The 25,244-nt window shown below is 36.8% G+C and carries 29 protein-coding genes and 1 pseudogene; 10 read left to right on the top strand and 20 right to left on the bottom strand.

What is annotated here, in order from left to right; translation table 11 throughout:
* Positions 1-20 precede the first annotated feature (20 nt).
* The 3 genes from LT143_RS07390 to LT143_RS07400 form a co-directional block, all read right to left on the bottom strand.
* Positions 21-1,025 (bottom strand): SDR family oxidoreductase, encoded by a 1,005-nt coding sequence (locus tag LT143_RS07390; RefSeq protein ID WP_246941839.1) that lies wholly within the window; start codon positions 1,023-1,025, stop codon positions 21-23.
* 271 nt (positions 1,026-1,296) lie between these two features.
* Complete coding sequence (locus LT143_RS07395; protein WP_246941841.1) at positions 1,297-1,425, bottom strand: YjcZ family sporulation protein; 129 nt, start codon at positions 1,423-1,425, stop codon at positions 1,297-1,299.
* A gap of 127 nt (positions 1,426-1,552) precedes the next feature.
* Entirely contained in the window at positions 1,553-2,332 is a 780-nt protein-coding gene (locus LT143_RS07400) for an undecaprenyl-diphosphate phosphatase (protein WP_246941843.1), read from the bottom strand.
* 198 nt (positions 2,333-2,530) lie between these two features.
* Here LT143_RS07400 and LT143_RS07405 point away from each other — a divergent pair, with 198 nt between their 5' ends.
* The 6 genes and pseudogenes from LT143_RS07405 (at position 2,531) to LT143_RS20720 (ending at position 7,941) form a co-directional block, all read left to right on the top strand.
* Positions 2,531-3,568 (top strand): DmpA family aminopeptidase, encoded by a 1,038-nt coding sequence (locus tag LT143_RS07405; protein ID WP_246941844.1) that lies wholly within the window; start codon positions 2,531-2,533, stop codon positions 3,566-3,568.
* 28 nt (positions 3,569-3,596) lie between these two features.
* On the top strand, positions 3,597-4,424 hold the full coding sequence (dat, locus tag LT143_RS07410) for a D-amino-acid transaminase (RefSeq protein ID WP_246941846.1): 828 nt from the start codon (positions 3,597-3,599) through the stop codon (positions 4,422-4,424).
* A gap of 438 nt (positions 4,425-4,862) precedes the next feature.
* Positions 4,863-5,983: pseudogene (locus LT143_RS07415) on the top strand (IS110 family RNA-guided transposase); the annotation flags it as partial.
* A gap of 471 nt (positions 5,984-6,454) precedes the next feature.
* Positions 6,455-7,243 carry a hypothetical protein gene (locus tag LT143_RS07420; protein WP_246941848.1) on the top strand — a complete coding sequence of 263 codons (789 nt, stop codon included), beginning with the start codon at positions 6,455-6,457 and terminating at the stop codon, positions 7,241-7,243.
* A gap of 68 nt (positions 7,244-7,311) precedes the next feature.
* Positions 7,312-7,635: a hypothetical protein gene (locus LT143_RS07425; protein ID WP_246941850.1), complete on the top strand. Its 324-nt coding sequence runs from the start codon at positions 7,312-7,314 to the stop codon at positions 7,633-7,635.
* A 138-nt stretch (positions 7,636-7,773) separates the two neighbouring features.
* Positions 7,774-7,941 carry a hypothetical protein gene (locus LT143_RS20720; RefSeq protein ID WP_418909811.1) on the top strand — a complete coding sequence of 56 codons (168 nt, stop codon included), beginning with the start codon at positions 7,774-7,776 and terminating at the stop codon, positions 7,939-7,941.
* 218 nt (positions 7,942-8,159) lie between these two features.
* Here LT143_RS20720 and LT143_RS07435 read toward each other — a convergent pair whose 3' ends face one another.
* The 5 genes from LT143_RS07435 to LT143_RS07455 form a co-directional block, all read right to left on the bottom strand.
* Entirely contained in the window at positions 8,160-8,741 is a 582-nt protein-coding gene (locus tag LT143_RS07435) for a helix-turn-helix domain-containing protein (protein ID WP_246941853.1), read from the bottom strand.
* A 154-nt stretch (positions 8,742-8,895) separates the two neighbouring features.
* Complete coding sequence (locus tag LT143_RS07440; RefSeq protein WP_246941855.1) at positions 8,896-10,641, bottom strand: EAL domain-containing protein; 1,746 nt, start codon at positions 10,639-10,641, stop codon at positions 8,896-8,898.
* A gap of 117 nt (positions 10,642-10,758) precedes the next feature.
* Positions 10,759-11,595 carry a GDSL-type esterase/lipase family protein gene (locus LT143_RS07445; protein ID WP_246941857.1) on the bottom strand — a complete coding sequence of 279 codons (837 nt, stop codon included), beginning with the start codon at positions 11,593-11,595 and terminating at the stop codon, positions 10,759-10,761.
* A gap of 163 nt (positions 11,596-11,758) precedes the next feature.
* The gene (locus LT143_RS07450) at positions 11,759-12,337 is read right to left on the bottom strand and encodes an SCO family protein (protein WP_418909812.1); all 579 of its coding nucleotides are present in this window, start codon (positions 12,335-12,337) and stop codon (positions 11,759-11,761) included.
* A 147-nt stretch (positions 12,338-12,484) separates the two neighbouring features.
* Complete coding sequence (locus LT143_RS07455) at positions 12,485-12,736, bottom strand: DUF2535 family protein (protein ID WP_246942475.1); 252 nt, start codon at positions 12,734-12,736, stop codon at positions 12,485-12,487.
* Between the two features lie 222 nt (positions 12,737-12,958).
* Between LT143_RS07455 and LT143_RS20390 the strand changes: the two genes are divergently transcribed.
* On the top strand, positions 12,959-13,090 hold the full coding sequence (locus LT143_RS20390) for a hypothetical protein (protein ID WP_272495722.1): 132 nt from the start codon (positions 12,959-12,961) through the stop codon (positions 13,088-13,090).
* Between the two features lie 68 nt (positions 13,091-13,158).
* Positions 13,159-13,803, top strand: a complete 645-nt coding sequence (gene trhA / locus LT143_RS07460; RefSeq protein ID WP_246941859.1) for a PAQR family membrane homeostasis protein TrhA — start codon at positions 13,159-13,161, stop codon at positions 13,801-13,803.
* Between the two features lie 26 nt (positions 13,804-13,829).
* On the opposite strand, the gene LT143_RS07465 is transcribed toward trhA, so the two are convergent.
* From LT143_RS07465 to LT143_RS07505, 9 genes are all read right to left on the bottom strand, one after another.
* On the bottom strand, positions 13,830-14,318 hold the full coding sequence (locus LT143_RS07465) for a dihydrofolate reductase (protein WP_246941861.1): 489 nt from the start codon (positions 14,316-14,318) through the stop codon (positions 13,830-13,832).
* Positions 14,319-14,352: 34 nt separating this feature from the next.
* Positions 14,353-14,613 carry a phosphorylase family protein gene (locus LT143_RS07470; protein WP_246941863.1) on the bottom strand — a complete coding sequence of 87 codons (261 nt, stop codon included), beginning with the start codon at positions 14,611-14,613 and terminating at the stop codon, positions 14,353-14,355.
* Between the two features lie 56 nt (positions 14,614-14,669).
* Positions 14,670-15,464 carry a thymidylate synthase gene (gene thyA, locus LT143_RS07475; RefSeq protein WP_246941866.1) on the bottom strand — a complete coding sequence of 265 codons (795 nt, stop codon included), beginning with the start codon at positions 15,462-15,464 and terminating at the stop codon, positions 14,670-14,672.
* A gap of 358 nt (positions 15,465-15,822) precedes the next feature.
* Positions 15,823-16,566, bottom strand: a complete 744-nt coding sequence (locus LT143_RS07480) for an anthrax toxin lethal factor-related metalloendopeptidase (protein ID WP_246941868.1) — start codon at positions 16,564-16,566, stop codon at positions 15,823-15,825.
* A gap of 133 nt (positions 16,567-16,699) precedes the next feature.
* Positions 16,700-17,293: a YpjP family protein gene (locus tag LT143_RS07485; RefSeq protein WP_246941870.1), complete on the bottom strand. Its 594-nt coding sequence runs from the start codon at positions 17,291-17,293 to the stop codon at positions 16,700-16,702.
* A 327-nt stretch (positions 17,294-17,620) separates the two neighbouring features.
* On the bottom strand, positions 17,621-17,752 hold the full coding sequence (locus LT143_RS07490; RefSeq protein WP_246941873.1) for a YuzL family protein: 132 nt from the start codon (positions 17,750-17,752) through the stop codon (positions 17,621-17,623).
* Positions 17,753-17,810: 58 nt separating this feature from the next.
* A complete protein-coding gene (locus tag LT143_RS07495; protein ID WP_246941875.1) occupies positions 17,811-18,587 on the bottom strand; it encodes a class I SAM-dependent methyltransferase in 777 nt (258 codons plus the stop codon).
* Positions 18,588-18,632: 45 nt separating this feature from the next.
* Positions 18,633-19,070, bottom strand: a complete 438-nt coding sequence (locus tag LT143_RS07500) for a BrxA/BrxB family bacilliredoxin (protein WP_246941876.1) — start codon at positions 19,068-19,070, stop codon at positions 18,633-18,635.
* Positions 19,071-19,135: 65 nt separating this feature from the next.
* On the bottom strand, positions 19,136-20,257 hold the full coding sequence (locus tag LT143_RS07505; protein WP_246941878.1) for a conserved virulence factor C family protein: 1,122 nt from the start codon (positions 20,255-20,257) through the stop codon (positions 19,136-19,138).
* Positions 20,258-20,458: 201 nt separating this feature from the next.
* On the opposite strand from LT143_RS07505, the gene LT143_RS07510 reads away from it, so the two are divergent.
* A complete protein-coding gene (locus tag LT143_RS07510; protein WP_246941880.1) occupies positions 20,459-21,493 on the top strand; it encodes a C40 family peptidase in 1,035 nt (344 codons plus the stop codon).
* Positions 21,494-21,631: 138 nt separating this feature from the next.
* On the opposite strand, the gene mobA is transcribed toward LT143_RS07510, so the two are convergent.
* From mobA to LT143_RS07525, 3 genes are all read right to left on the bottom strand, one after another.
* Positions 21,632-22,237 carry a molybdenum cofactor guanylyltransferase gene (gene mobA / locus LT143_RS07515; protein ID WP_246941882.1) on the bottom strand — a complete coding sequence of 202 codons (606 nt, stop codon included), beginning with the start codon at positions 22,235-22,237 and terminating at the stop codon, positions 21,632-21,634.
* Between the two features lie 101 nt (positions 22,238-22,338).
* Positions 22,339-24,237: an ABC-F family ATP-binding cassette domain-containing protein gene (locus LT143_RS07520; RefSeq protein WP_246941885.1), complete on the bottom strand. Its 1,899-nt coding sequence runs from the start codon at positions 24,235-24,237 to the stop codon at positions 22,339-22,341.
* Entirely contained in the window at positions 24,234-24,875 is a 642-nt protein-coding gene (locus LT143_RS07525; protein WP_246941887.1) for an HD domain-containing protein, read from the bottom strand. The genes LT143_RS07520 and LT143_RS07525 overlap by 4 nt, the downstream gene beginning before the upstream one ends.
* A 135-nt stretch (positions 24,876-25,010) precedes the next feature.
* Here LT143_RS07525 and LT143_RS07530 point away from each other — a divergent pair, with 135 nt between their 5' ends.
* On the top strand, positions 25,011-25,244 hold the full coding sequence (locus LT143_RS07530) for a hypothetical protein (RefSeq protein WP_246941889.1): 234 nt from the start codon (positions 25,011-25,013) through the stop codon (positions 25,242-25,244).

The following is a 25,244-nucleotide window of genomic DNA, read 5'->3' on the forward strand; positions in this document are numbered from 1 at the left end:
TTTTTCCTTAGAAAGGAACTCTATTCATTATTAGTTTCAGTTTGCCATGTAGTGAGCAGCTCGTTTTCTTTTGTCCGGGATATGCCTGCCTGCATTACATAATCTCGTTCACGTGTTTTTGCCCATTCATATGTGTCGTGAATGGTCTCTGAAAAAGGTCGGATTGACAAGCCTGCCACTCTAGATTTCTCAAGATTTACAGTGGAAAACCCATCCATTCCAAGTCCTAAAGGAATATATAAAGGCATATCTGTCCATATCTTAACGTCATGCTCATCCAAAAAGCTTTTACTTACCCATATAAGTTCAGCTTGAGGGTTGAGTACTTTCTGACATTCTTGTAAGAATTCCCCCATTGTCAATGGCTGCATGGGTCCGGTAACGTGATAAGTTCCAATTGATTTATTTTCTAATTGTTGAATAATGAAGGATGCTAAGTCTCGTACGTCAATAAACTGAACAGGGGTGTTTGGTTCCCCCGGCGCTAACACAGAACCACCTTCTCCTATTCTTGATGGCCAATACGTAAACCGATCAGTCGGGTCATGAGGCCCTACTATTAAACCTGGACGAATAATCAAATGTCGATCCGGAAACACCTTCTTCACTTCTTCCTCACATAATGCTTTTAAAGCACCATACGTGGCTCCTGTTACTTCTTCTACTAATTCATCTTCAAGCTTTAACAGATCAGCTTCCTCTGTTACCCCAGGATTGGAAACATCCTCATACACTGAAATGGAAGAGACAAAGGTATAAACATTACATGCAGATGCTAAAATGTCCGCTGATTGTCTAACAATTCTTGGCACATATCCACTTGTATCAATTACAGCATCCCACTTTCTCCCAATCAAAGCAGATACATCTCCATCTCGATCACCAGTAAGCTTCTCAACCTCTGGGAAAAGATCATGGTTTGTCTTTCCTCTAGTGAATATGGTGACTTCATGACCTCGACTTAGTGATTCTTGAACCAGATGTCTTCCTAAAAACTTTGTTCCGCCCAGTATAAGGATGTTCATACCATTCTCTCCTTTTTAACTCTCTTATATCAGATTTTGTCCCGACAAAACTAGTAATGTATATTCCTAGTTTGTCCCTAACATGTATGAAAGAAAGACTTGTAAACATTATGTAAAAAATGAGCTATGTAAAGAATATAATGGATTTTTAACTTAAGTTCTATAAAAACATTGGAAGAGCTTGTCTAATTCATACCTAAACACACTAAAAACCACGCCAAAAGACGTGGTTTTTAGTAAGTGCTAGGTGCTTTCTATCTCTAACACCTTTTTATTTTACATAAGATGCGCCAATGATAATTAACAAGATAAATAATACAACAATTAGCGCAAAATTATTTCTGTAAGGTACTCCATAACCATATCCGTGAAAGCAATCATGACCGTAACCGTAATGCATAGTGTTTCACTCCTTTAATTATTAAGCTTACACTGATAACATATGTTGGGTGGGTCAATGACGTATGTGCGAATGCCTATTTTTGGGTAAATACCTTATATGAATTTATGTTTTGCATTTTACAATTTTAAAAAACTCCTGTCCATTGAAGGCAGATAACTAGTACACCTAACCCCCAAACATAAACAGCAAATACCTTTAATGAATGCTTTTTCAAGTAAGCAATCATCCATTTTACAGCTATATAGCCAAATACGGCTGATGAAGCTAATGCTACACCTAAAGCAGATAAACTAACATTTTCAACTGAACCGTTAAATAAATCTACAGACTGAAGTAATAGTGCACCTGCAATGGCCGGTGTCGAAAGTAAGAATGAAAAATAAGCTGCCGTTTCACGATCGAGTTTCCTGATTAGAGCAGCAACAATGGTTAATCCTGATCTGGATATGGCCGGAAGGATGGCAGCTGCTTGAAAGGTTCCAATAAAAAACGCATCTGTGTATGTAATATCATCCATTTTTTTATAGCCATTTTTAATGTTATCAGCAAACCATAAAAACATCCCTGTCACCAAGAACTCCCAACCAATCGTCACACCTGTATCAGATATCTCTTCAAAAAAATCTTTAAAAGCTAACCCAATGACAACAGCAGGAATCGTTCCTACAATTAATAAAAAGGTACGCTTACTTATAGGATTTTTAAGGATATAGATAAACTCATGCTTATACACAACTAAAATAGCTAAAAGTGTTCCCACATGTAGCATTGTATCTAAGAACAATCCAGCTTCATTTAATCCAAATAAATTTCTCCCTAAAAATAAATGACCTGTACTACTAATCGGTAAAAATTCCGTAAAACCTTGGATAATCCCTAGAATAAATGCTTCAATTTTTGTCATTCTACATTACCCCTTCAATGTTGTGATAGTTTATCCTATTCTTGAAGTAGGACAAACAACACTATAAATTTAGAAGTATTGATAGGCTATTATGTATGAAAGGAACTTGCTTATGAGAGTTACTCTTTACTGAGTGGGAAAAGCAAGTTATAGAATGTGACTATAGACATAAGCAATATAATAAGGAGGAATGCTTCTGTGAAAGCAATTGATCTAACAATTGGCTCTCTGAAGAAAGGAAAAACGAACACCATTACAGATGTAGAAGGTGTTAAAGTGGGACATACGACTATCCGTCAAAATGAAGTGCAAACAGGGGTGACGGCTGTCCTTCCTCATTCACAGAATCTTTTTCAAAATAAGGTTGCCGGTGCCATTTATACAATCAATGGTTTTGGCAAGACAGCAGGATCTATTCAGCTTGAGGAATTGGGGACGATTGAAACCCCCATCGTACTTACCAACACTCTTGCTGTAGGTGCCGGTTTACAAGGAATTATAGAATACACTTTATCTCAAAATCCAGATATTGGACGAACAACTGGAACGGTCAATGCGATAGTGGGTGAATGTAATGATATGCTGATTAATGATATCCGTTCAATATCTGTAACAAAGGAACACGTCATAAATGCCATTGAATCTGCCAGTTATCAATTTGAACAAGGTGCGGTTGGAGCCGGGACCGGTATGGTTTGTTTCGGTTTAAAAGGTGGAATTGGCTCCTCCTCCCGTATCATCACACTAGGGAATAGAAACTTTACAATTGGTACACTAGTTCTAACTAATTTCGGTAGGTTGGAACATTTAACCATTGCCGGAAAAAATGTCGGCTATCAATTAAAGGAAAAGCTGCAAAATCCACCGGTGCATGAGGATGATAAAGGCTCAATCATAATCATTGTTGCAACAGACCTTCCTCTTAATGAGCGACAACTTAAACGGGTGTTGAAAAGGACTAGTGTTGGTTTAGCGAAGACGGGTTCTTATATTGGCCATGGAAGTGGCGATATTGCGCTCGGGTTTACAACTGCTCATAAGATTGCTCATGAAGATCCAGCGATTTTCTCCTCACAGGAGACACTACAAGACCATGCTTTAGATCTTGTATTTGAGGCAACCGCTGATGCAACGGAAGAAGCAATTCTTCAATCAATGCTAGCAGCAGACACAACGAACAGTCGAAACAACCAAAAAATATATTCTTTACGAAGCTTCATACATGATATATTGTAGGAATAAATAGGACAGGAGGATTTTTTACATGGAGATTGCTTATTACAAAGATCAATTTCTTACAGATGTTAATGAAGGAGTCGTTCCCATTCAAGAGCGTGGGCATCAGTTTGGTGACGGTATATATGAAGTAGTCAGAGTCTACAACAAAAAGCCGTTTATGTTAGAAGAGCATTTAGATAGATTTGAACAGAGTGCAGAGGCAATTGCGCTAAAGCTACCTTATTCACGTGATGAGCTAAAAGAAATTATTATGGAAGGGATTGAGCGGTCAGAGGAACAAAACGTAGACGTCTATTTTCAATTAACTCGCGGCATTGCGCCAAGACTTCACTTTTATCCTGATACTCAAGCCGTTTTATCGTTAGTTGTAAAGCCTTCCAAACCTTTAGCTGAGGATAAGAAACGAGACGGAGTAGCAGTTCATGTAATGGATGACGAACGGTGGTCAAACTGCTATATTAAATCTCTTAATCTACTTCCTAATGTAATGGCAAAACAGGCTGCTTTTGAAAAAGGGTGCGACGAAGCCATTCTCATTCGCGATGAATTCGTTACAGAAGGTTCTAGTAGCAACCTATTTGTTGTCAAAGACGGGACATTGTATACGACTCCCGCTACTAGACATATCTTACACGGAATTACAAGAAAAGCAGTCTTTATTTTAGCTGAAAGGCTTCAGATCCCAATGAAGGAAGAGCATTTTACCCTTGAATTCTTAAAAGATGCCGATGAGGCGTTTATTACAAGTACTACATCAGAAGTCTTACCAATTAAAAAAGTAGATGACGTGAATCTTCCTACACATTTGACCATTACCCATCGCCTGCAGAAGGAATTTAAGACATTATATTAGGATTTGCAAACACCGCTTAAACTAAAAAACGTCGGTTTTCACCTAAACCGTTCCACTTCTGGGTGCATATCATATAATTGACAATGAAAATGGCGCGCAAACTGACAACAGTTTTGACACGCCATTTTCTAATTTATGGATTTTTAGTCCTGGAAATATAAAGGAGCTTATGGTGCTAAAGCACCCGTTCGTAATATAAGGTTAGCCAGAATTTTCTGGTTGACCTATTTTTATATGGTCTTATGATAACGGTAGTCGGGGTTGAACGTCGCACCCGTGGGAATCAATCCCGTTAGCTAAACTTTTCACCCCCTACTTGTATAAACATGTTTCAGGCTGGTTGGGACATTGTGATCCCGTTTAACAAGCGAACCAATGACATTACAAGAAGCTTTAGGGGTTACCGAAAAATGAAGTATTTCTAGGAGGAGATATTGTATGAATCCAGTCATTGGTCTGGATGTATCAAAAGGAGAAAGTCGGGTTCAAGCATTTTTAGATAAAGGCCAACCTTATCGTAAGAGCTTTAGTATTAAACACATTACTGAAGGATTAGGTAGTTTATTAGAGTTCCTTAAAGAGGTTGAAAATTCAGCTGGTGGTAATCAACTGGGCACTACCATATTCCTGTTATTCAGTTTCTAGAGGAGCAAAATTATGTTTAATTGTCGTCAATCCTCTTATCTCACATAGAGCAAAGAGTTCAAGTCTACGCAAGGTAAAGACAGATGCAGTAGATGCCTATCACCTTTGTGGATTGTATTATAAAGAAGAGTTAGAGCTTTATAAAAAGCGAGGTATTCAACTCCTAAACCTTCGTAATCTTACTAGACAGCAAGAGAGTATCGCTGAAGTATCAACAAAAACTAAATTACAACTTCATTCATTATTAGATCAGGTCTTCCCTGAGTATAGAGGTGTTTTTGGTAGTTTATACTCAAAGGTTTCGTTGCTTACATTACTAGCCTTCCCAACCTCTAAAGCTGTATTAAGTGTAAGTGAAAGAGAGCTGACCGAAAAGATTGGTTCATTATGTATAAGTCGCTCTGATGCCTGGGCAAAAGAAAGGGCAGAGAAATTAAGAAATGCAGCCCTTCGTAACCCATTTCAGAACAACCTATACCAGAGTCATATCTTTAATCTTGAGCTATTAGTTAGTATGGTTCTTCAATATCAAGAGCATCTATCTAAGATTGCGACTGAAATAGATACCCTCGCTAAAGAAATTGAAGAGTATCATATACTTCAGTCTATCCCTGGAATCGAAGAGAAAATTGCCGCCACGATTTTATCCGAAAGTTGGAGAAATAGATCGGTTGAGTGATGCCAAAAAGCTCGTTGCATTCGCTGGAGTAGATCCTAGTGTTTACTCTTCAGGTAAGTTTACTGCATCAGTCAATCGAATTACCCAAAGCGGTTCTTATAGGCTTCGTCATGCCTTGTATATGGCTGTTCAAAATGGTATTCGTGATTCACGCAAGAAGCAAACGACTGATGAGATAATAGCACGTAATAAAAGATTAAGAGAGTTTTACGATAAGAAACGTGAAGAAGGAAAGCCCAAGGCGTAAATCCAATTCCAATGTAAGAGTTTGTTTACACAGGCTATAACTGCTACTCTGCGATAATCTTCGTCTTTTGCATACTCCTTTGTGTAATAACCATGTATTCCGTGAATATCCTTTCTTGTTCAGACAAAGTTTGCCCTAGCACTTCCCCGATGCTTCCTTACTTATTAGCTTTCATAGGGCATTGAACTTTTACCTATCGTTACCCGGATCGAGGTCATTATACGCGATATCCATTTTAAAGATAAACGTAACGCCCATATGATTCCTCCATTCTTACCCAAAACATAGAAATGTATATGAATCTTTAATTCGATTAGGATAGTATTTCTTCCTTCTAACAGAAATAAGCATATTAAAATATACATAATTCACCTTTAATTACAATTAAATACAATTTATTATTTACATATAACTAAAATATATGGAATAAATAATAATAGCTTAATAGGAGGAAATTCTATGAAAAATGGTATTGCATTAGTATTATCATTAACAATGACTTTATCACTCTTAGCTCCGGGGGCTTACATCGCTAAGGCCGAAGAACCAACCACAACAGTCACAAATCCAGTCACCGGAGAGCAAATGGATGTGTTGGTGAACACTGACAATCTGGTTACTTATCAACAAGAGGAAGAAGGTAAACTATACGAATACCAAGAGAAGTCTATTGTAAACGGAGAAACCACCGAAATTACAATTACAAAATACTTAATCGAAAACGGAACAAAAACTCAAGTCGACCAATACACTCAAACAGTGGTCGACAATTCTGATGATACCCTAGTTGTGACTAATGAAGAAACCGGAGTAGAAACAGTAATTGAGATTCCACAAGAAACTACAGTGGAACCAGAAAAGATGGATGATACTATTCCTTCTCAATTGCCAACTATGAAAAATACACAGTACACATATTCATCATATTCATCAGGAGGCTCTTACATAGCTGCAGTTCGTTATATCACATATTCCGATGGCGATGCTACAGCCATTTATGGAAGCTCCTATAAATATACTAGGTCCACAGATGGGGATTTTAAGGTATTTAAGGTATATGCTAACGATTTACGTCAAAAAGAGGCTGAGATGACTTATATCGGAGGTGCAATCGCAATAGCCGATGCTGTTGTTGAAGCTGTTAGAGGCGGACAGCTATTGTCATTTACTTTAATTAAAACTGTTGCCAAGAAACTTGGAAAGCTGTACCTGTATTTGGAACAGTCTACGCAATTTACAGTTATGTAAAAACTTTCTTAGATGCACGGGCCGCTTTTCGCAGGATATAATGTATAATACGGAAGGAGGGGATTTATATGGATGCAGCAATACAAATTTCTTTACTGGTGTTTTTCCTGTTGTATGTGTTTTTTTGGACAAAAATTGTTCCATCACTGCTTTTTAATTACAAAGGGATCCCGGTTGAGTTTGGATTCCTTCCTTCCACCATATTCGTCGGAATCCCATCTTATTTAATCTACAAATATGGGGAACCATATGGTGCTTTGGTGGCCATGGGCTTTGGAGGAGCAATATTTAGCGTTATATTGATGCTACTGTTCCCCATTTTTCTTTATCTACGTAAAAACAAACAAGTTAAATACGAGGATTTCGTCGATAAATATTTAAATAAGCTTTAATTAAAAAGAGATGTACCATTGGTATAATACACGGTTCCAAAGAGACCTTTACGATAAGATAAGTAGTGAAGGTAAGCTTTTTAAAGTAGCTGTAATTGATGTGCAAATAAACTTTTACATTGGATAATCTATCGATTAATGGGGATCGCAAATTTACGCTCGGTTATTCGATTAAAGAAGAAACAATCATACAAACGCTCTTCCCCTCAACATGTGGCAGAAAATGTCCTAAATTGCGAGTTTTCATCGGAAAAACCTAATGAAAAATGGGGAACGGATGTCACTGAACTTAAATATGAGACATAGAAGGCTTATTTAGCGCCATTCGCAATCTAAACGATGGATTGATTATTAGCTATGTACTTGGGCATTCCAATAATAATAACCTTGTATTCAATACGCTTGACCAAGAAACAGCGCTTTTGAATGGAGATCGCCCCCTTATTCATAGTGACCGTAGATTTCAATACACCTCTAGGGGATTCAATCGAAAAATTGATGCAGCAAAAATGAAGCAAAGTATGTCACGAGTTGGTAGATGTATAGATAACAGACCAATGGAATCTTTTTGGGGAACCCTCAAATGTGAGAATTATTATAGGCGTAAATATAAGAACCCATTGATATACCTGCTGGTACGAGACATTATAGACTTCAGCTGCCCTCTGATAATCTTTTTGATTTTTAATACAATAATTCGCTATTTCAATTCTCTCTTCTACAGTTGTTTTTCTACCTTTGGTCATAGACTGGTTTCTCCCCTTCGAAGTTCCCTTTAACTCTCTATGACCATTATAAAGCTTAATCCAACCTTGCTGTAAAGAGTGACTTGATATTTCGTACTTATGAGTTAACTCAATAAGAGAATACTCTCCAGACAAAGCATCTCTTACAGCAGCTAGCTTTAATTCTTCTGAATTATGCTTCCACCCATTAGATCGATCAAGCCCAGCCAAACCATATTGCTTGTACTTCTCTCTCCAAGTATAAAGAGTTCTCTCAGAAATTTGATGTCTTTGGAGAAACTCCCTTAAAGTTAATTCTCCCTTTTCATAAGCTTTTAAAATTTCATACTTTTCTTCTATAGAAAATTTACTTTTAGCCATACAAAAATACTCCCCCAAAGATATACAGATTTTTTTATTTCTTCTGTCTACCTATAGGGGAGCATATCAGATTCCTGTGCCAATTAGTTTGTCATTTAATTAAGATGCACCTCAAAACGGAACGGTTTAGTTTTTACCGACGTTTATTAGTTCTTTAGTTTGCTTCCTTTAACAATTGATCAAACCGGAGTGGCACTTCTTGTGCAGGGAATGGCTTGCTATATAAGTAGCCTTGTGCTTGGTGACAACCTAATTCTGATAAAAGCAACACTTGTTCTTTCAATTCGACACCCTCAGAAATAACATCAACCTGTATATTTTGAGCTAATCCGATAATTGTTCTTACAATGGCCCTCTTTTTATCTGATTCAAGAAGATCCATGATGAAGAAACGGTCAATTTTTATTCGGTCAATGGAGAAATCGGCAATATACTTTAATGAGCTATACCCCATACCAAAGTCGTCAACAGCTAATTGAACACCGATTTCTTTCAATTGACTAAGTTTGTTCATCGTTTCCACTGGATTTTGCATGACCATGGTTTCTGTAATCTCTATTTCAATTAGAGATGGTGGAATTTTGGTCTCTTTTATAATCTCTGAAACATGCTCAACCAAATGATCTTGAAAATGCTGAGCCGATATATTTATGGCGACACGAAATGGTTCATTTCCAGCGTCCAACCAATCTCTTAATTGCAAACAGGCTTGTCTAATGACCCATTTTTCAATCGAAATAATGAGTCCGATCTCCTCAGCAAGTGGAATAAATGATGCTGGAGATACAATTCCTAACATTGGATGGTTCCAGCGTATAAGAGCCTCCACGCCAAGTATTCTGCCTTGTCTAACGTCGACTTGTGGTTGGTAATATAATTCAAATTCTTGAAACAACAACGCTTTTCTTAAGTATTTCTCAAGCTCCAATAAATGACTAGAATCATTCATGGTAGACTCATAAACACTTATATTCTTTTTTTCTTTCTTTGCATGATACATCGCAATATCGGCAGCTTTCATTAATAAATTAGAAGATGTACCCCCATCAGGATAATCTACAATTCCTATGCTACAGTCTAACATAAGTTCCTTGTCTAATAGAAACAAAGGTGACTGTACTTCCTCTAATAGCTCCTGAGCAAAAATGTTTACATATTCGAGGGATTGATCTTCAATTAATAGAAAAAATTCATCCCCTCCCATCCTAGCTAGGAGGTGACCTTTTGCCTTTTTCTTCAATCGATTCCCTAACTCTCTAATAACCATGTCTCCATTAGAATGGCCAAGAGAGTCATTAATCATTTTAAAATGATTGAGGTCAATTGAAAGTAACGCTAGTTTTTTCTTTTGCTCTTTAGCGCGTTTAATGGCTTTAGACAGGTAATTTTCAAATGATTGTCTATTTGGCAAACCCGTTAGAACATCATGATAGGCCATCTGGTGAATAAGTTCATGAGCTTTACTTTGTTCTGTCATATCCTTAACAATAAATATGATATCTTGTAGTTTCTGATTTATTACCGTTGGAATTCCTGTAACCTCAATATCTAGATCTCTACCGTCTTTAAGTGAGAGACGTTTTGAAAATTGAACGGTATTTCCTTCTAATAGTTTTTCTTTCAATTCAAAGTACTCTTCTTTATTTAGAAAATCCCGAACGGTTACTGTTGATTCTTCCGAAACTTCATCAAGTAGTTGTACAGCCAAGTCATTAGAAGCTACTATCTGTCCGTTTCTGTCCAACTCAAAAATGGCATCAGGATGATTCGTGAATAACACTTCAAACTTTCTGCGATGCTCCATTGCTTTCTTTAAACGACTTCTGTTTTGAAATAATATCACGAACATACTTATGATGATGAGAATAATGATGAAGTGCAGGAGGTATTCCGTGTTCATGCTAGCCGCTCCTATACTGTAAAACTTTGATAAAGTCTCACAGTTAAATGTTTATCTATATTCATCATAATCATCCTTCGACATTTATTGCAATAACTTTTTGTTTTTTCTCACCTATTAATAGTCTTTTTCGTCCAATTCGGCTACTACATAGGTGGTGGATGGATCATAATGAGAGACATAAGTTAATATACGGTTAGCCATGTGCTTATAGCCCAATTCATTTGGGTGGATAAAATCTACATACAAAAATTCTTCCTCTTTTCCCTTAAAAACGTCCGCAATCGGAATAAAATACGTATTTTCATAGCTTGATAACACCAGTTCTGTCGTTTGATTCCAACCATCTATCACTTGTTCAATTTCAGGCACACCAGCAAATAAGGCCGCAAATGGATTATAAATTCCTACAAAAAATAGCTTGGCATTCGGATTACTTTCCTGAATTTTCGTGATGATTAAATTTAGATTGTAGAGGTACTCCTGATTCCCCTTTTCAAAAGGGGCACTTGTTAAATCTAGAATATGCTCTTGAGCAACCTTCATGACGTCATTGCCACCAATAGTAACAATGACGTAATCTGCTTTTTGAATAGAGTATTTTATGGTGGATCTATTTAGTTCCTCAAGCAATTGTTCAGAGCGAAGTCCACCAATTCCAAAGTTTTTAACACTAGCTTGGTTAACTCCTCTTTGATTTTGTAACATACTTTCTAAGATGGTACTATATCCAGTTCTCCCTGATTGATCTCCAAAGCCAGACGTTAAAGAATCACCTAAAGCAACTATATTGAGATCTCGAGGAAAGAAGGAGTCGTCTACGGATTTAAATGCAAGATTCTCTCTTTCTATTAAACTATGCGTTGTTCCAGCTTGTTTTGGCTTATGATAGGTTGAGTTAAACACAACCAAGAGCATGACAGTAACAAAAAGTAAGATAACTAGTCTAAACAATGTTGTCCCTCCTTGACGTGTCCCATATTATATTGTATCGCTCACATCCCTATTCCATTACTTAAACCTGTCTAATAAGAAAAGCTCTTTTCTAAAACTTAATAATGAACTCAATAACTGTCTATAGAAATAAAAAACCCCCTTGTGGAGGGAGTTCAACCGATTACTGAAGCTTTTCAATGTCTGAGAGCATTTCTTCATAAGAAGGATTTTCCAATCCATTATAGCTACTAATGACTATGCCATCCTTATTTACAATATAGAATCTCAAACCGTGTATAACTTGATCTGTAGAGTCTGGCTTTTGAACATGTGCTCCAAAACTTTTTGGTGCAAAACTTTCAATTTCATCCTGTGTATAACCCGTTAAGAAATGCCAAGATTCAAAGTCTGCCCCAAACTGCTCTCCATAAGCAAGCATTCCTTCTGGAGTATCATTTTCTGGGTCTACACTAAATGATACAAACTCAACATCAAGACCTTTATCTTTAGCCATTTGTTGGAGCTTGGACATATTTGCTGTAAGAGGTGGACAAACCGTTTCACAATTTGTAAAGATAAAATCAGCTACCCATACCTTATCTTTCAATTGTCCTAATCCAAATGCTTCACCGTTTTGTTTTGTATACGTAAAATCTTGGACCGTTGTTGCATCAGAAGGTATATCTCCCCCATTCCCACTGCAGCCCGTCACAATCAAGAAAATTGCTATTGTAAGTATAGTTATTATTTTTCGTTTCACCGTTCTCACCTGATCTTCCTATATGAATTACATTGTTTTAATCATAGCAAAAAAACTTCAATAATAAAATTATCTATAGGTAAGGTCACAAATTTGTTAGAATCATTGCGTTGCGTAAAAAAATAAAGACCTTATTAGAAAGGTCTCTTAAGCATTGTTCTGTAAGATATCGATTTTGTAGATTTCTGTATACTCATGCCATTTTAATGTTTTCTTTAGGTGTTCCCTAAATGAGTATACTTTTCTTGGATTTGAGTCTGTACTGATCTTCGTTATGAATGTCTGAAGTCTAAACTTAATCTTTAGTGTAAAAAGATTATCTTCCTCCCATACTGGAATTTCTGTGACTTTGACCTTCTGACCACTTTGATGAGTAAATTCAAGACTCTTAAGTAGCAAAATACCAACCTTCTTTTTAACCGTTTCTTTTATTATACTGTAAAAACGCCACGAAGTCTGTCTTTTCATGTAAATAATATATATTTTTTTCTTATTATATCAACAATGAAAGCGAATTCATAAAATTGTTGTATACTTATAAAGTAGGCGTAAGAAATGGTATTTTTAGATAGTGAGATATAGCAAAAAATCTCGTTAATCAGCAATTTGGGAGTCTATATCATGAAAGATTCCAATATATCAGGAATTACAGCCCATATATCAGGAAAAATCCAACTATATCATGAATTCCACCTTGTAAATCAGGAATTAGCTATTTTGACAGCTGCTACAGATCAAGTCACAGATAAATAAATTGTATTCTCATCCTAAATCTATTAGTATTGTAAAATAAGAATAGCAAAGCGAAAGGACTGAACGAAATGGCGACAACGCATACTTTCTCAAAGGGAGAAGAAATAGCGAACTCCATCACTCACGGTATTGGTGGCTTATTAAGTATTGCTGCCTTGGTGATCTTGATTGTCTTTTCTTCACTATATGGAACGGCATGGCACGTAGTCAGTTTTACCCTTTTCGGTACGACGATGGTTCTCTTATATACCGCTTCCACTCTGGTACACAGTTTTCCTAAAGGAAAAGTTAAAGATTTTTTTGAGATACTGGATCATTCATCCATTTACTTTTTCATTGCAGGCACGTACACGCCGTTTTTGTTTATCGCAGTAAAGGGCTGGTTAGGCTGGACATTATTTGGAATCGTCTGGGGATTAGCTATCGCAGGAACGGTCTTTAAATCATTCTTTGTAAAAAAATATTTACACACTTCCACAGCATTATACGTCGTTTTAGGATGGTTAATTGTATTTGCATGGGATTCCCTTGTTGAAAACCTCCCTGCTAACGGTCTTACCTTATTAGTTGTGGGTGGCGTTCTATATACGGTCGGAGCCATCTTCTATGTATGGCGTGGTTTTAAGTACCACCATGCAATCTGGCACCTATTTGTCATTGCAGGTACTGCTACTCATTTCTTTGCGGTATTACTATACTTGTTACCCGCTTAAAAAATAACCTCTCCAGCGCGGAGAGGTTATTTTTTTCTTTCATATACAACAAATTCGTAGTCATAAGGATTCTTTTCATCCTTGATGCCTGTCTCCTTGTCAACGACCTTCCACTCGTTCCAGTCAATTGTTGGAAAATAGGTATCTCCTTCAAAAGAATGATGAATATGTGTTATATAGAGACGGTCAGTCATAGGAAGTAATTCTTTAAATAGCTCTGCTCCCCCAATGACAAAAAGCTCCTCATTTGCCTCTTCTGCCAATGATTTTAGATCATCAAGCTGATGGACAACTTTACATCCTTCTGAGTGATAATTGGCATTGCGCGTAACAATAATATTTTCTCGACCAGGAAGAGCTCGTCCAATTGACTCATGCGTCTTTCTCCCCATGATTATTGGCTTTCCCATCGTTACTTTCTTGAAATAAGCAAGATCAGCAGGCAAATGCCAAGGTAATTCATTATTTTTACCGATTACTTGGTTGTCATCCATTGCAACAATATAAGAGATCATATTTAAAGCCCCCTTTGGTAGAGTATAGGTTGTACTATGTAGCAATTTTCATCATTTCAATAATAATGGAAGATGAAAGTTCCCCAGCCTTATCTTCAAAGTCATCATAGGTATGGGTAGAATTCTCATCTGCATGATCGGATATACACCTGATGACGACAAAAGGTGTTTTGTTTATGAAGGCTACATGCCCTACTGAAGAGCCTTCCATTTCAACAGAAGTGATAACATTATACTTGAAAGCAACAATATATGCGAAAAGAGCCTCAAAATACGCTTGGTATATATAGCACACCAAGCGTAGTTACTAAGATGTAAAATTTAGGAAACAAATCCAAGCTAATACCGTTGTTAAATAGCAACCTCTGCTTTAATATGTGGATGTGGATTATAGTTTACAATTTCGAAATCTTCATACTTATAGTCAAAGATACTTTCCGGTTTTCTCTTAATCATCAGTTGAGGAAGTTCTCTCCACTCACGAGTTAACTGAAGTTTCGCCTGTTCAATATGATTTAGGTATAAATGAACGTCTCCCCCTGTGAAAATTAACTCACCGACTTCAAGGTCACATTGCTCAGCAACCATGTGAAGTAAAAAGGCATAACTTGCAATGTTAAATGGTAATCCAAGGAACGTATCAACCGATCGTTGCTGCCACATTAATGACAATTTCCCTTCTGCTACATAAAACTGAAAGGCATAATGACATGGTGGTAGTTTCATGTTCGCTAATTCTCCTACATTCCAAGCACTTACGAGTAAACGACGAGAATTAGGGTTATTTTTAATATCATGAACGACACCTTGAATTTGATCAACAAACTGACCATTTTTAGCTTCCCATTTCCTCCATTGAGAGCCGTATATAGGTCCTAGTTCACCATTTTCATCTGCCCATTCATCCCAGATGGAGACTCCATTTTCTTTAAGATATTGAATATTGGTTTCACCATTTAGGAACCATAATAGTTCATGCAAAATAGAACGGGTGTGAAGCTTTTTTGTTGTAATTAATGGGAAGCCTTCTTGTAAATTAAAGCGAAGTTGTCTTCCAAATACTGAGATGGTACCTGTTCCCGTTCTATCATCTTTTTTTACTCCATTTTCTAGTATATCGTTTAGTAGATCGTGATATTGTTTCATCTTTACATTTCCCCCGTCTTTCAAAATCGGCATTATTTATGGCTGTTTTCTAAAATTTGAAGTTAAGCTTATTATTAATTATTAACAATAAAATGCCGTATTTATCGTTTAGAAAAGAGCAACTCTATATATATAACTGGACATTGTACTACCGAGTAAAAATCCTGCATTTGGTAAGCATTAATCTTTACAAGAACAACCTTATTTATATAATTGTTAACCATATTCGACAAAAAATCAATGAAAAAAGGCTGTTTTCGTATAGATTGTTGCTCTCTTGAATGTCAGATAGGCTTACATCCAAATAAATGTTCGAGAGTAACAAACTGTAAGAAAAAAGCCTTAGAAAAAGCAAAGCTTATCGAAATGTAAATGCTCGTTGAAGGTCCGTGTCTTCTCTATTTGGCAATTCTTTAAGGTATAGATAGGTTTTAGGTGCTTTATTGAAAAGTTCCAGTTGGGTATGTTCTTCGAAGTAAAACATTGCAAATACTTCTGCAAAGTACTCTTCAGGATTTTCTATAAAATAAGGGTTGCTCGGAAAAAGTAAGACCGCTTCTTCCTTCCATATTTCTAAAAAATCATGGTCGTTACGTAACGAATGAAATACATGCAAGTCAATAGAGTGAGCAAACTCATGCAACTCTAAATTTACAGACCCATGAGACTTCCCTTTTTCACTGTACCCAATTTTGGCAAGCGCTAATTTGGAACCACCAGCTCCAGGTATGTCATCCCAGGTTAACTGCTCGTGTCCTCTCGGTTTCACACCCTTTAGATGTGTAAATCCGGTTTGACTGGTCAAGGGGCCTTGGAAGAATTTAAGTTTTAGGTCCTGATTTACCGCTTTTTCTAAGATAGATGAATGGATATGAGATATTTGGCGAATCATTAATAATACCTCAGTCTCATTAAATTCCTCCGAAGGTAGAACAACAATTTCTTTTACATGTTCTATATTAGGAATGTGTGTGGCTACTTCCATTATACTCTCATGATTTCGTAATAAAACTCCACCACTACTTGGTTCCAATCGTTGGAATCCGAACATTGGAAGAAAAACAAAAGTTAGTAATATCATCATGAGTACTGTTTTTTTCATAGTTGTCGTCCCTTCTACTCACGAATTTACAAATATTCAGATAATTATATTGTACCATAGGATAGATTAATAGAATAATAGAAATTGTTGGGAAATGTTGGGCAAAAAAAAGAAAAACACCTAAAGTGTTTCTCTATGACTGCCAGTTTGGAGGCGTATTCTTTGACCAATATATGGTCCCTAATTCATGATGAGTTTGGAAGGAATCTTCAAATGTATGGTAATGAAAATTAAAATAGTATCCATCTAATGGCGGATGATCTCGTCTAACATGAAAGCGAATGATATCCTGTCCTGATTTCGCACTATAAATATGAAATATTTTTTCGCTTACTCCACCTGTAGGATGCTTGGAAATGACTAAGTGTTGTAGCTGATCCTCATCAAGTCTAGAGGAAAGGGTCATAATAACTTCTTCAATTTTAGGTAAGATGACTGATCTAAATTCATCGCCAATGGACTCCTCAATAACGGGCCCGAACTTCATTATGGATTGCTGCTCTGCCTGTCTAACTGCGTAATCAAAAAAGGAATTTGATTTATCTAAGTATTCATGTAAGTAGGGATTTATCTGCTCATCAGCAGATTGATTCATTCCTTCTATATGATTAGATTTGGCGGCATCACTTTCTCTTGTATCCGCAATAATAATTTGTGGTGGTGTAACAAGTCCAAATGTTAGGATCGTAAAAATAACAACTAATGATTTTCTAATCCACGGTGGCAAACGTTTTCACCTCATCTTTAGCTCAATCGTTTAACGTCTTTAGCATAAATTTATTATACAATATTTTAATCTATAAGCCTATAAATATTGCTCGCTAATTATTTAGGAATAAGATTTTATAAAATCTTGAAAACGTGGTAAAATGATAAGAGTACATATAAAACTGTGGAGGATAATACATGAATATTCAACTAATATTATCTATTTTAAGCTATGCTACATTAGCTTTCTTTATTTATTCAGCAGCAACTGACCATGATTGATCTTATACAAAAATTGTAAAAAACCAAAGGGAGCAACCTTTGGTTTTTCTTTTTAATACAATTATTAACTTTGTTTCGTTTTCTTTCTTGCAGAATCACGTGAGACTGTTCCTGTCTCGGTTGTTGTTGTACCTTGTCCTTCCACATTCGGAGAGTTTAATTGCCCTTTTGAAGGGTCAGCTTTACGTTTAGGCATATGGTTCACCTCCATCACCTTTTAACGTATCCATCCATGCACTTTATTATCCTTTCGCTTAGGATAAATCAATAATGCCATAATGGAAATTGGCACTTCTCCTTTTTATTTGAGTAAACCCTAGTTTCTCAAACCTGGTGCTTCTCCAATGATCTTTCAGGACAATCCTCTTTCTTGCCACCCTTATAGCTTCTTTTATTGATTCTTCCGTTAAATCTTCGTAGAGAGCAAGCTTCTTTACTCCTAATAAACCGACCGATTCCTCAATGGACTTCTCAAACATTGGATCAAAATAAATAGTATCAATTGAAGAATCGTCACAACTGGATAGGAATTCCTGATAAGATGTTATAACAACTTCAATGTTTCTCATGGCTTGGTCCATATCAGGTATTCCGCTTTCCCATGTAGTCAATCCCGTTTTAACTAAGTTGGCTAAAATCTTATTTCCTTCTATGCTTGTTACTTGACCAGAACCTCCTACACAATAGCTTGCGACAATTGAATCAGAGCCAAGCCCAAGTGTACAATCTAACACACTCATCCCTTCTAACAATCCACAAGCTTGTACAAAGGGATCGTTTCCACCATTAATGAGTCTTTTTATCCGAAACATAGCAGAGTTTGGATGAAAGAAAACAGGCTGAACTTCCCCTGGAATAAACAGTTCAATTCGTTCCTTTCCTACTACTAAGACTTCTTCGTTATATCTCCTTTGAAGGTCTTGAATGGAATCTCTACCTCTTTGGTGAAATCTCTCTCCCCACTCTTCTGCTAGTTGGTTAGCTTTCTCAACTATTATGCGATTTGGTCTTGAAGAAGTTGTTATAATCATGCTTTTCTCCTATGAAAAAAGGATGCCAACGAAGGCACCCAAGTATTATTCACAATGTCTTTCAAATGCGCTTGTTAGGTTTTTCATGATATCTTCCATTGCATAACTTTCTATTTCATGTCTTGGAATAAAATGAACAACCTCTTTCCCTTTAAGTAACGCCATTGACGGTGATGAAGGTTCATAACCATCAAAATACTCTCTCATCGTAGCTGTAGCTTCTTTATCCTGACCAGCAAACACTGTTACAAGATTGTCTGGCTTTTTATCAGACTGAAGAATTGATTGAGTTGCAGCAGGTCGTGCTAATCCAGCAGCACACCCACAAACAGAGTTGACCACGACTAACGTAGTACCCTTTACATCTTTTAAGAAATCATGAACATCTTCACTTGTCGTCAGTTCTTGAAACCCTGCATTTACTAATTCAGCACGCATTGGCTTCACAACTTGCTTCATATATTCATCATACGCCATTGACACTGTCAACACTCCCTTACATTCCATACTTATTAAAGAATACTATAAGCTCTAAAGTGGGGCAACCATTAAGATCCTTTGCGACTTTCCGTCATTTGTTTCCAAACAGATCCCTTTGCTTCTTCTCCACCTTCAATTCGTTCAATTGCGATTCTTACTTGCATGCTAACCTCAAACTCAGGATCATCTTGAGCTTCCTTGAGTGCAGGTAAGGCTGTTTCATCACCTTCTTCAAATAGAAACATCGCAGCACGCCATCTAACTAGTTTATTTTTGTCTTTCAAAGCTTCTGTCATAGGACCAATAGCCTTCTTGTTTCCAATGTCAGACAAGCAATCCCCAGCTGTTCTTCTAACCGTTACAGATGAGTCTTTTAGTGCCTTAAATAATAGCGGTAATACCTCTTCACTTTCTATCATTCCTAAATATACAGTTGCTAATCTTCTAATTGAAGCTTTTTCATCTTCTAATGCTTTTTCTAATACAGGAAGGTCCTCTTCAGTTGGGTCTACCATTTGTTCCAAGTGTGCATACCGAGAAGACCAATCCTCGTTATCAAGCATCTCAAGTGTTACTTTATAGCTTTTACGTTGCGTCACTTTAGTCTGGTCAGTGTGGGCCATTGTGATTAATCGGTTGATGCGTTCTTCAGAATAAGCAGCTGAGATTTCCTCTGCTACTTCAGCACCGATTTCATCCATTTCACCATATCTTATACCTTGTTCCTTCCACTCTCGTTCCATAACAAGATTCGCAGAAGATGATTCAGCTTCCATTGCCGCTTTCTTAAAACGATCCGGTAAGCCTACTCGTTTTTCAGTCATTCCATCAGTCAATTTTATTTGCATGGGAATACCACGGAACATTTGGAAGAATACCTTTACTTCTCCGAATGTATCGTTTACTTTTTTCGTATCTGACTCTATTTTGTCCTCTTCTCCAAAGACGTGCCGTACTTCTGCTAATATATCCTGCCAGTCAAACTTGGAATTACGTTCTAGGGCTAGAAAATCTGCTACATGGTAGACTCCTTTTACACCTTCAATCTCTAATATTTGCTTTATAATGTCTGGAGCCCCGTCAAGATTTTTCTTCGTGTAATTGTTTCGTTCATGACTTTTTAATTCTTGATCAAGAATAACTTTCATCGTATTCGGACTAGGAGTTGGTTCAATAGATTTTATCTTCATCAATTTTTTCCTCCACTTTTGTTCTTATAAAAATAGTAACACAACGATTTTTCATAATCCATTCATAGGTATTTAAGCATTTTTTCGACGGACAAGACTTAAAAACTAAAAATTCTGTCATAATCTTTTTTCTTTCACAATATCGATTAAATAGCCAGTAATTACAAAACACAACAAGAAGCAACATCTAGGAGGTTAACCATGAACAAGCGTAATGGGGTTGGAGGAGCACTTGTACTCTCAACAATGGCTGCAGCTGGTTTCGTCTTATTAGGACCTGAAAAAGCAAGCGCAGCAGAAGGCCCACCTTTACTTTCAAACAATGAAGTAGAAAAAACAAATCAAACACTCAGGTATGGTCATAAAGGCTTGTCAGTAAAAGCACTGCAGTTAGAATTAAAAGCACTGCAATTTTATACAGATAAAGTAGATGGTATTTATGGACCTGCTACACAAGCGGCTATTAAAGAGTTTCAATTTGTTCATCATATTAAGGTAGATGGTGTTGCTGGTCCAACTACACTAAGAAGGCTTTATTTTTCAAAAGAAGCGAAAACCTATCAACAATTCACAGCAAGTAAATTATTAGAAGGTGATCAAGGCACCCAGGTTATTCAAGTTCAGGAAAAGCTTAAAAAACTAGGTTATTACGCCTATACGGTTGATGGGGTATTTGGACCGCTAACAAAAGATGCCATCACTCGTTATCAACAAAAAAACGGTTTTAAGACAGATGGAGTGGCAGGCCCAGATACATTAAAACATTTATTTGCCAATCAAAATGTACTGGGTAAAACGATTGTTTCAAAGAAGTTGAAAGTTGAAGGCAAGAAGATCGTCACCAAAAAAGTAAAAAATGAAACGGCTCATTCTGTCGATGCATCAATCATGGGGATGGCCACACAATTAGTGGGAACTCCTTACAAATGGGGTGGAACGTCTCCAAATGGGTTTGATTGTAGTGGCTTTTTACAATATGTATTTGCCAAAAAAGGAGTCAATATTCCAAGAACCGTTAGTGACATTTGGAATTTTGCAGTGACGGTTGGTAAACCAAGTGTAGGTGATGTTGTCTTTTTCCAGACTTATAAAAAGGGGCCTTCTCATGCTGGAATTTACTTAGGTGATGGTAAATTCATACACTCAGGATCAAAAGGGGTCACCATCAGTAAGATGAGTTCTTCTTACTGGGCACAAAGATATTTAGGGTCAAAGAGAGTTGTTCAATACAATTAGTCAACATATACATTTAAAAATACTTAAGGTAAAGATTTAATAAAACGGAAGAAAACAGTAGCGCTCAGATTTAACACTGAGCGCTTTTTTATGTAATTTCCTATTCTGTTCACAGCCTTTAGTTTAAAACCCTATCCATTAATCAAGATGAGTATCATTTACTAGTTCTTGATAAGCCTCTAGATCATTCACATTTTGAAAGTAGGTGGGATCAATTTGCAACTCTTTTTCTGTCACGTATAAAGTCTCCACTGTGTCAAGTAACGAGGTCACTCGAAATTGATTATTTAATAGTAAACTCTCAATGACTGGAAACACCGTACTATGATATAGTGCCACTAACGGTTGATATCTCTCGTTTATAACCGGTACTACCGCTTGTATAGAATATGCCCTATATGTCATTATTTTAGCAATTACCTCCTCAGTTATTGCTGGAATATCACATGATACGACGATGTACCAATCCGCATTTAATGATTTCATTCCTGAATAGATCCCAGCCATCGGTCCTTTACCGCGAACCGTCGGATCATCAAGAATGATTGGTAATTCCGTCTCTTTTTTAAAGCGTTCAACTAATGCTTCATGACTTACAATGAGTTGAGAGTCTGTTACATTTCTTAATGAATGATATGAATACTTCCAAAACGAATTCCCTTTGTAGTCTGCAAATGCCTTTGGTGTCCCAAATCGTCTAGATTCACCACCAGATAAAATAATTCCGGCTACGTTCTCGGTCAAATGCTTTCCCTCCTTATCAAAAAAGGAGTTCCAGTTAAACTAGAACCCCCCTTTTAAATTTGTGTGTTTGTGTAGGCAATCGCCTTTTCTTAGAAAAGGATTTATTGATTATTTATTTCCTCTACCAGTTCTGATAAGTACGTCCAGCGATCCATCGCTTGATCGAGTTCTTCTTTTAGATTACGTTCTTCTTCCATTAGTGAAGAAATTTTACCATAATCTGAACCGGCCTGTTCTATTTGCTTTGTTATCGTCGAGAGTTTCTCTTCTAACCTAATTATTCTGTCCTCAATGGTATCCCAATCCTTCTGTTCTTGGTATGAGAGCTTGAGTTTTTTTGGTTTTTCTACCTTAACTTCGACATTATCTACTTTCTTTTCTTTTTCAGATGCCATCTTTTCTTCAAGCTTCTTCATATCTAAATAATCACTGTACGATCCATAGTAACTGGATACATTACCTTGCCCCTCTACAACTAATAATTGATCCACCACTTTATCTAGATAGTACCTATCATGCGATACAGAAAGGACAACCCCTGGATATTCGTCAATATAATCTTCTAATACAGTAAGAGTCTCTGTATCAAGATCATTTGTCGGTTCATCCAATAAGAGGACGTTTGGTTCTCCCATTAATATCTTTAATAGATAGAGCCTTCTTCGCTCACCACCAGATAACTTACTAATCGGTGTTCCATGAGTTGATGGAGGAAACAAAAAGCGTTCTAGCATTTGTGAAGCTGATATCGTAGATCCGTCTTTTGTATGAATAACTGATGCAGTTTCTCTAACATAGTCAATCATTCTTAGACTAATATCCATATCTTTATTTTCCTGCGTATAATAACCAATCTTGACAGTGGAACCTTGTTCAATTTCCCCTAGATCCGGCTCAAACACTCCAGCAACCATATTTAGCAGGGTCGATTTTCCTGTACCATTACGTCCAATAATCCCGATACGATCATTTGGCTTTATGATGAAGCTAAAATCGTTTATTAATAATTTGTCCTCAAAAGCCTTTGAGACATGTTTAAATTCTATGACCTTTTTTCCTAAACGATTGGTTGACAAGCTTACGTCTATTTTTCCTGTTTGGGCAGGACCTTCCACTTGCTCCAGTTGTTCGAATCGCTGAATTCTTGCTTTTTGCTTGGTCGTCCTTGCTTTTGCCCCTTTACGCATCCATTCAAGCTCTTGCTTAAAGAGTTGGCGATGTTTGTGCCAAGACTTTTGTTCTTCTTCAGTCCGAATCGCTTTTGCTTCTAAAAAGGCTGTATAGTTCCCTTGATAGCTGTATAATTTCCCTTGATCTAACTCAATAATTCGATTTGACACACGATCCAAAAAGTAGCGATCATGGGTGACAAATAATAAGGAACCCTGGTATTTACTTAACCACTCCTCGAGCCATTCAATAGATTCCGCATCAAGATGGTTCGTCGGTTCATCTAAGATTAATAAATCTGGCATTTCAACAAGACATTGAGCAAGGGCTACGCGCTTCTTTTGTCCACCCGATAGCTCCGCAACCATTTGATGAAAATCGGTAATTCCTAACTTCGTTAAGAAGGCCTTTGCATTTGAATTGGCATCCCAAGCTTGCAGAGTATCCATCTCTTGTTGAACACTAAAAAGCTTATTAAGTAGATTTTCATCATTTGGGTTACGCTCTAGTTCTGTAATAATTTTTTCGTATTCTCGCACTAACTTATTTGTTGGAGTATCTTTATGAAAAAGCTGTTCAATGACCGTCAAATCATCCACAAGCTCTGGCTGTTGTGAAAGAAAGGTAATCGTATAGTCCTTTGAAGAAGTAATGGAGCCTTCATCAGCAACTTCTACACCTGCAATAATCTTTAATAAGGTAGATTTACCAGTTCCATTAATCCCAATAATCCCAATTCTTTCATTATCAGTAATGGTAAAGGAAATATCTTGAAATAATGTTTTTTCTACATAGCTTTTTGATATCTGTTCTACTGTTAACAATTTCATGCCTGTCCATTCCATTCCTTCATAAACTGATTTAAAAACTCTTCCATATACTCATGCCTTTGTGCGGCGACTTTCTTAGCACTCTCTGTATTCATTAAGTCTTTCAATTTTAGTAGTTTTTCATAAAAATGATTGATAGGAGTGGATTTACCTGTTCGATACTCCTCTTTTGTCATGTTTACTCTTACTGGTAGATGAGGATCATGGAGAATATCACCTTTTGTTCCTGCATAAGCAAATGTTCTAGCAATACCAATCGCTCCAATTGCATCTAACCGGTCCGCATCTTGTACTATTTGACCTTCAATGGTTGTAAGAGGGCTTTGATTGCCCCCCTTAAACGACATATTCTTAATAATATATAAGATTTGTTGTGTAACCTCAGGTTCTAACTCACATTTCTCTAACCAGTCAGACACAATTTGCAATCCTATTTCTTCAGATTCATTAAGCTTTTCATCGGCAATATCGTGTAATAGTGCTGCCATTTCAACGATAAACAAGTCCGCATCTTCTGATTTTGCCAGCTCTTTAGCAGTATTGAAGACTCGAACTATATGCCACCAGTCATGACCACTTGAATCCTTCTCTAATTTATTCTTAACAAATTCTTTTGTTTGGATAATAATTTCGTTCATTTTGTACTCCTTTGCTCTTAGCATGTTACTTATTTTAACACTAAAAAGAAAAAAGGAGGAAAATTATAATGGACATTCTCTAATAAACCCATCATTTCATATCTTATAAGAAATTACATGGTAGGAGGGATTAACATGACTGGATATCGTGAAATTGGGACAGCTTGGTATGGTAGGCATGTAGTCATAATAAGATGTATACCCTTACAAAATCAGTTTATTGGCATCCACACTAGTCTCCATGCCCCAACAGAACCACCTTCACCAAATTGTACAGAAACAATAGCGCAGTTTCTAAGTATTGGTTATACACTACTATCTACTTATAGTGTTTCACCATACGAGGTTCATTACTTATTAATGAAATAA

It is taken from the genome of Bacillus pinisoli (assembly GCF_023036475.1).
Classification (GTDB): Bacteria; Bacillota; Bacilli; order Bacillales; family SA4; genus Bacillus_BS; species Bacillus_BS pinisoli.

Coding starts and splice junctions, on each gene's coding strand:
- LT143_RS20720 (WP_418909811.1), top strand. CDS start 7,774: ATGGGGATCGCAAATTTACGCTCGGTTATTCGATTAAAGAAGAAACAA.
- LT143_RS20390 (WP_272495722.1), top strand. CDS start 12,959: ATGAAAGATTCCAATATATCAGGAATTACAGCCCATATATCAGGAAAA.
- LT143_RS07435 (WP_246941853.1), bottom strand. CDS start 8,741: ATGGCTAAAAGTAAATTTTCTATAGAAGAAAAGTATGAAATTTTAAAA.
- LT143_RS07525 (WP_246941887.1), bottom strand. CDS start 24,875: ATGAACGAAATTATTATCCAAACAAAAGAATTTGTTAAGAATAAATTA.
- LT143_RS07495 (WP_246941875.1), bottom strand. CDS start 18,587: ATGATTATAACAACTTCTTCAAGACCAAATCGCATAATAGTTGAGAAA.
- LT143_RS07425 (WP_246941850.1), top strand. CDS start 7,312: ATGGATGCAGCAATACAAATTTCTTTACTGGTGTTTTTCCTGTTGTAT.
- LT143_RS07490 (WP_246941873.1), bottom strand. CDS start 17,752: ATGCCTAAACGTAAAGCTGACCCTTCAAAAGGGCAATTAAACTCTCCG.
- thyA (WP_246941866.1), bottom strand. CDS start 15,464: ATGAAACAATATCACGATCTACTAAACGATATACTAGAAAATGGAGTA.
- LT143_RS07465 (WP_246941861.1), bottom strand. CDS start 14,318: ATGATCTCTTATATTGTTGCAATGGATGACAACCAAGTAATCGGTAAA.
- LT143_RS07390 (WP_246941839.1), bottom strand. CDS start 1,025: ATGAACATCCTTATACTGGGCGGAACAAAGTTTTTAGGAAGACATCTG.
- LT143_RS07395 (WP_246941841.1), bottom strand. CDS start 1,425: ATGCATTACGGTTACGGTCATGATTGCTTTCACGGATATGGTTATGGA.
- dat (WP_246941846.1), top strand. CDS start 3,597: ATGGAGATTGCTTATTACAAAGATCAATTTCTTACAGATGTTAATGAA.
- LT143_RS07420 (WP_246941848.1), top strand. CDS start 6,455: ATGAAAAATGGTATTGCATTAGTATTATCATTAACAATGACTTTATCA.
- LT143_RS07520 (WP_246941885.1), bottom strand. CDS start 24,237: ATGAAATTGTTAACAGTAGAACAGATATCAAAAAGCTATGTAGAAAAA.
- trhA (WP_246941859.1), top strand. CDS start 13,159: ATGGCGACAACGCATACTTTCTCAAAGGGAGAAGAAATAGCGAACTCC.
- LT143_RS07480 (WP_246941868.1), bottom strand. CDS start 16,566: ATGAAAAAAACAGTACTCATGATGATATTACTAACTTTTGTTTTTCTT.
- LT143_RS07400 (WP_246941843.1), bottom strand. CDS start 2,332: ATGACAAAAATTGAAGCATTTATTCTAGGGATTATCCAAGGTTTTACG.
- LT143_RS07505 (WP_246941878.1), bottom strand. CDS start 20,257: ATGAAGATAAAATCTATTGAACCAACTCCTAGTCCGAATACGATGAAA.
- LT143_RS07440 (WP_246941855.1), bottom strand. CDS start 10,641: ATGAACACGGAATACCTCCTGCACTTCATCATTATTCTCATCATCATA.
- LT143_RS07510 (WP_246941880.1), top strand. CDS start 20,459: ATGAACAAGCGTAATGGGGTTGGAGGAGCACTTGTACTCTCAACAATG.
- LT143_RS07530 (WP_246941889.1), top strand. CDS start 25,011: ATGACTGGATATCGTGAAATTGGGACAGCTTGGTATGGTAGGCATGTA.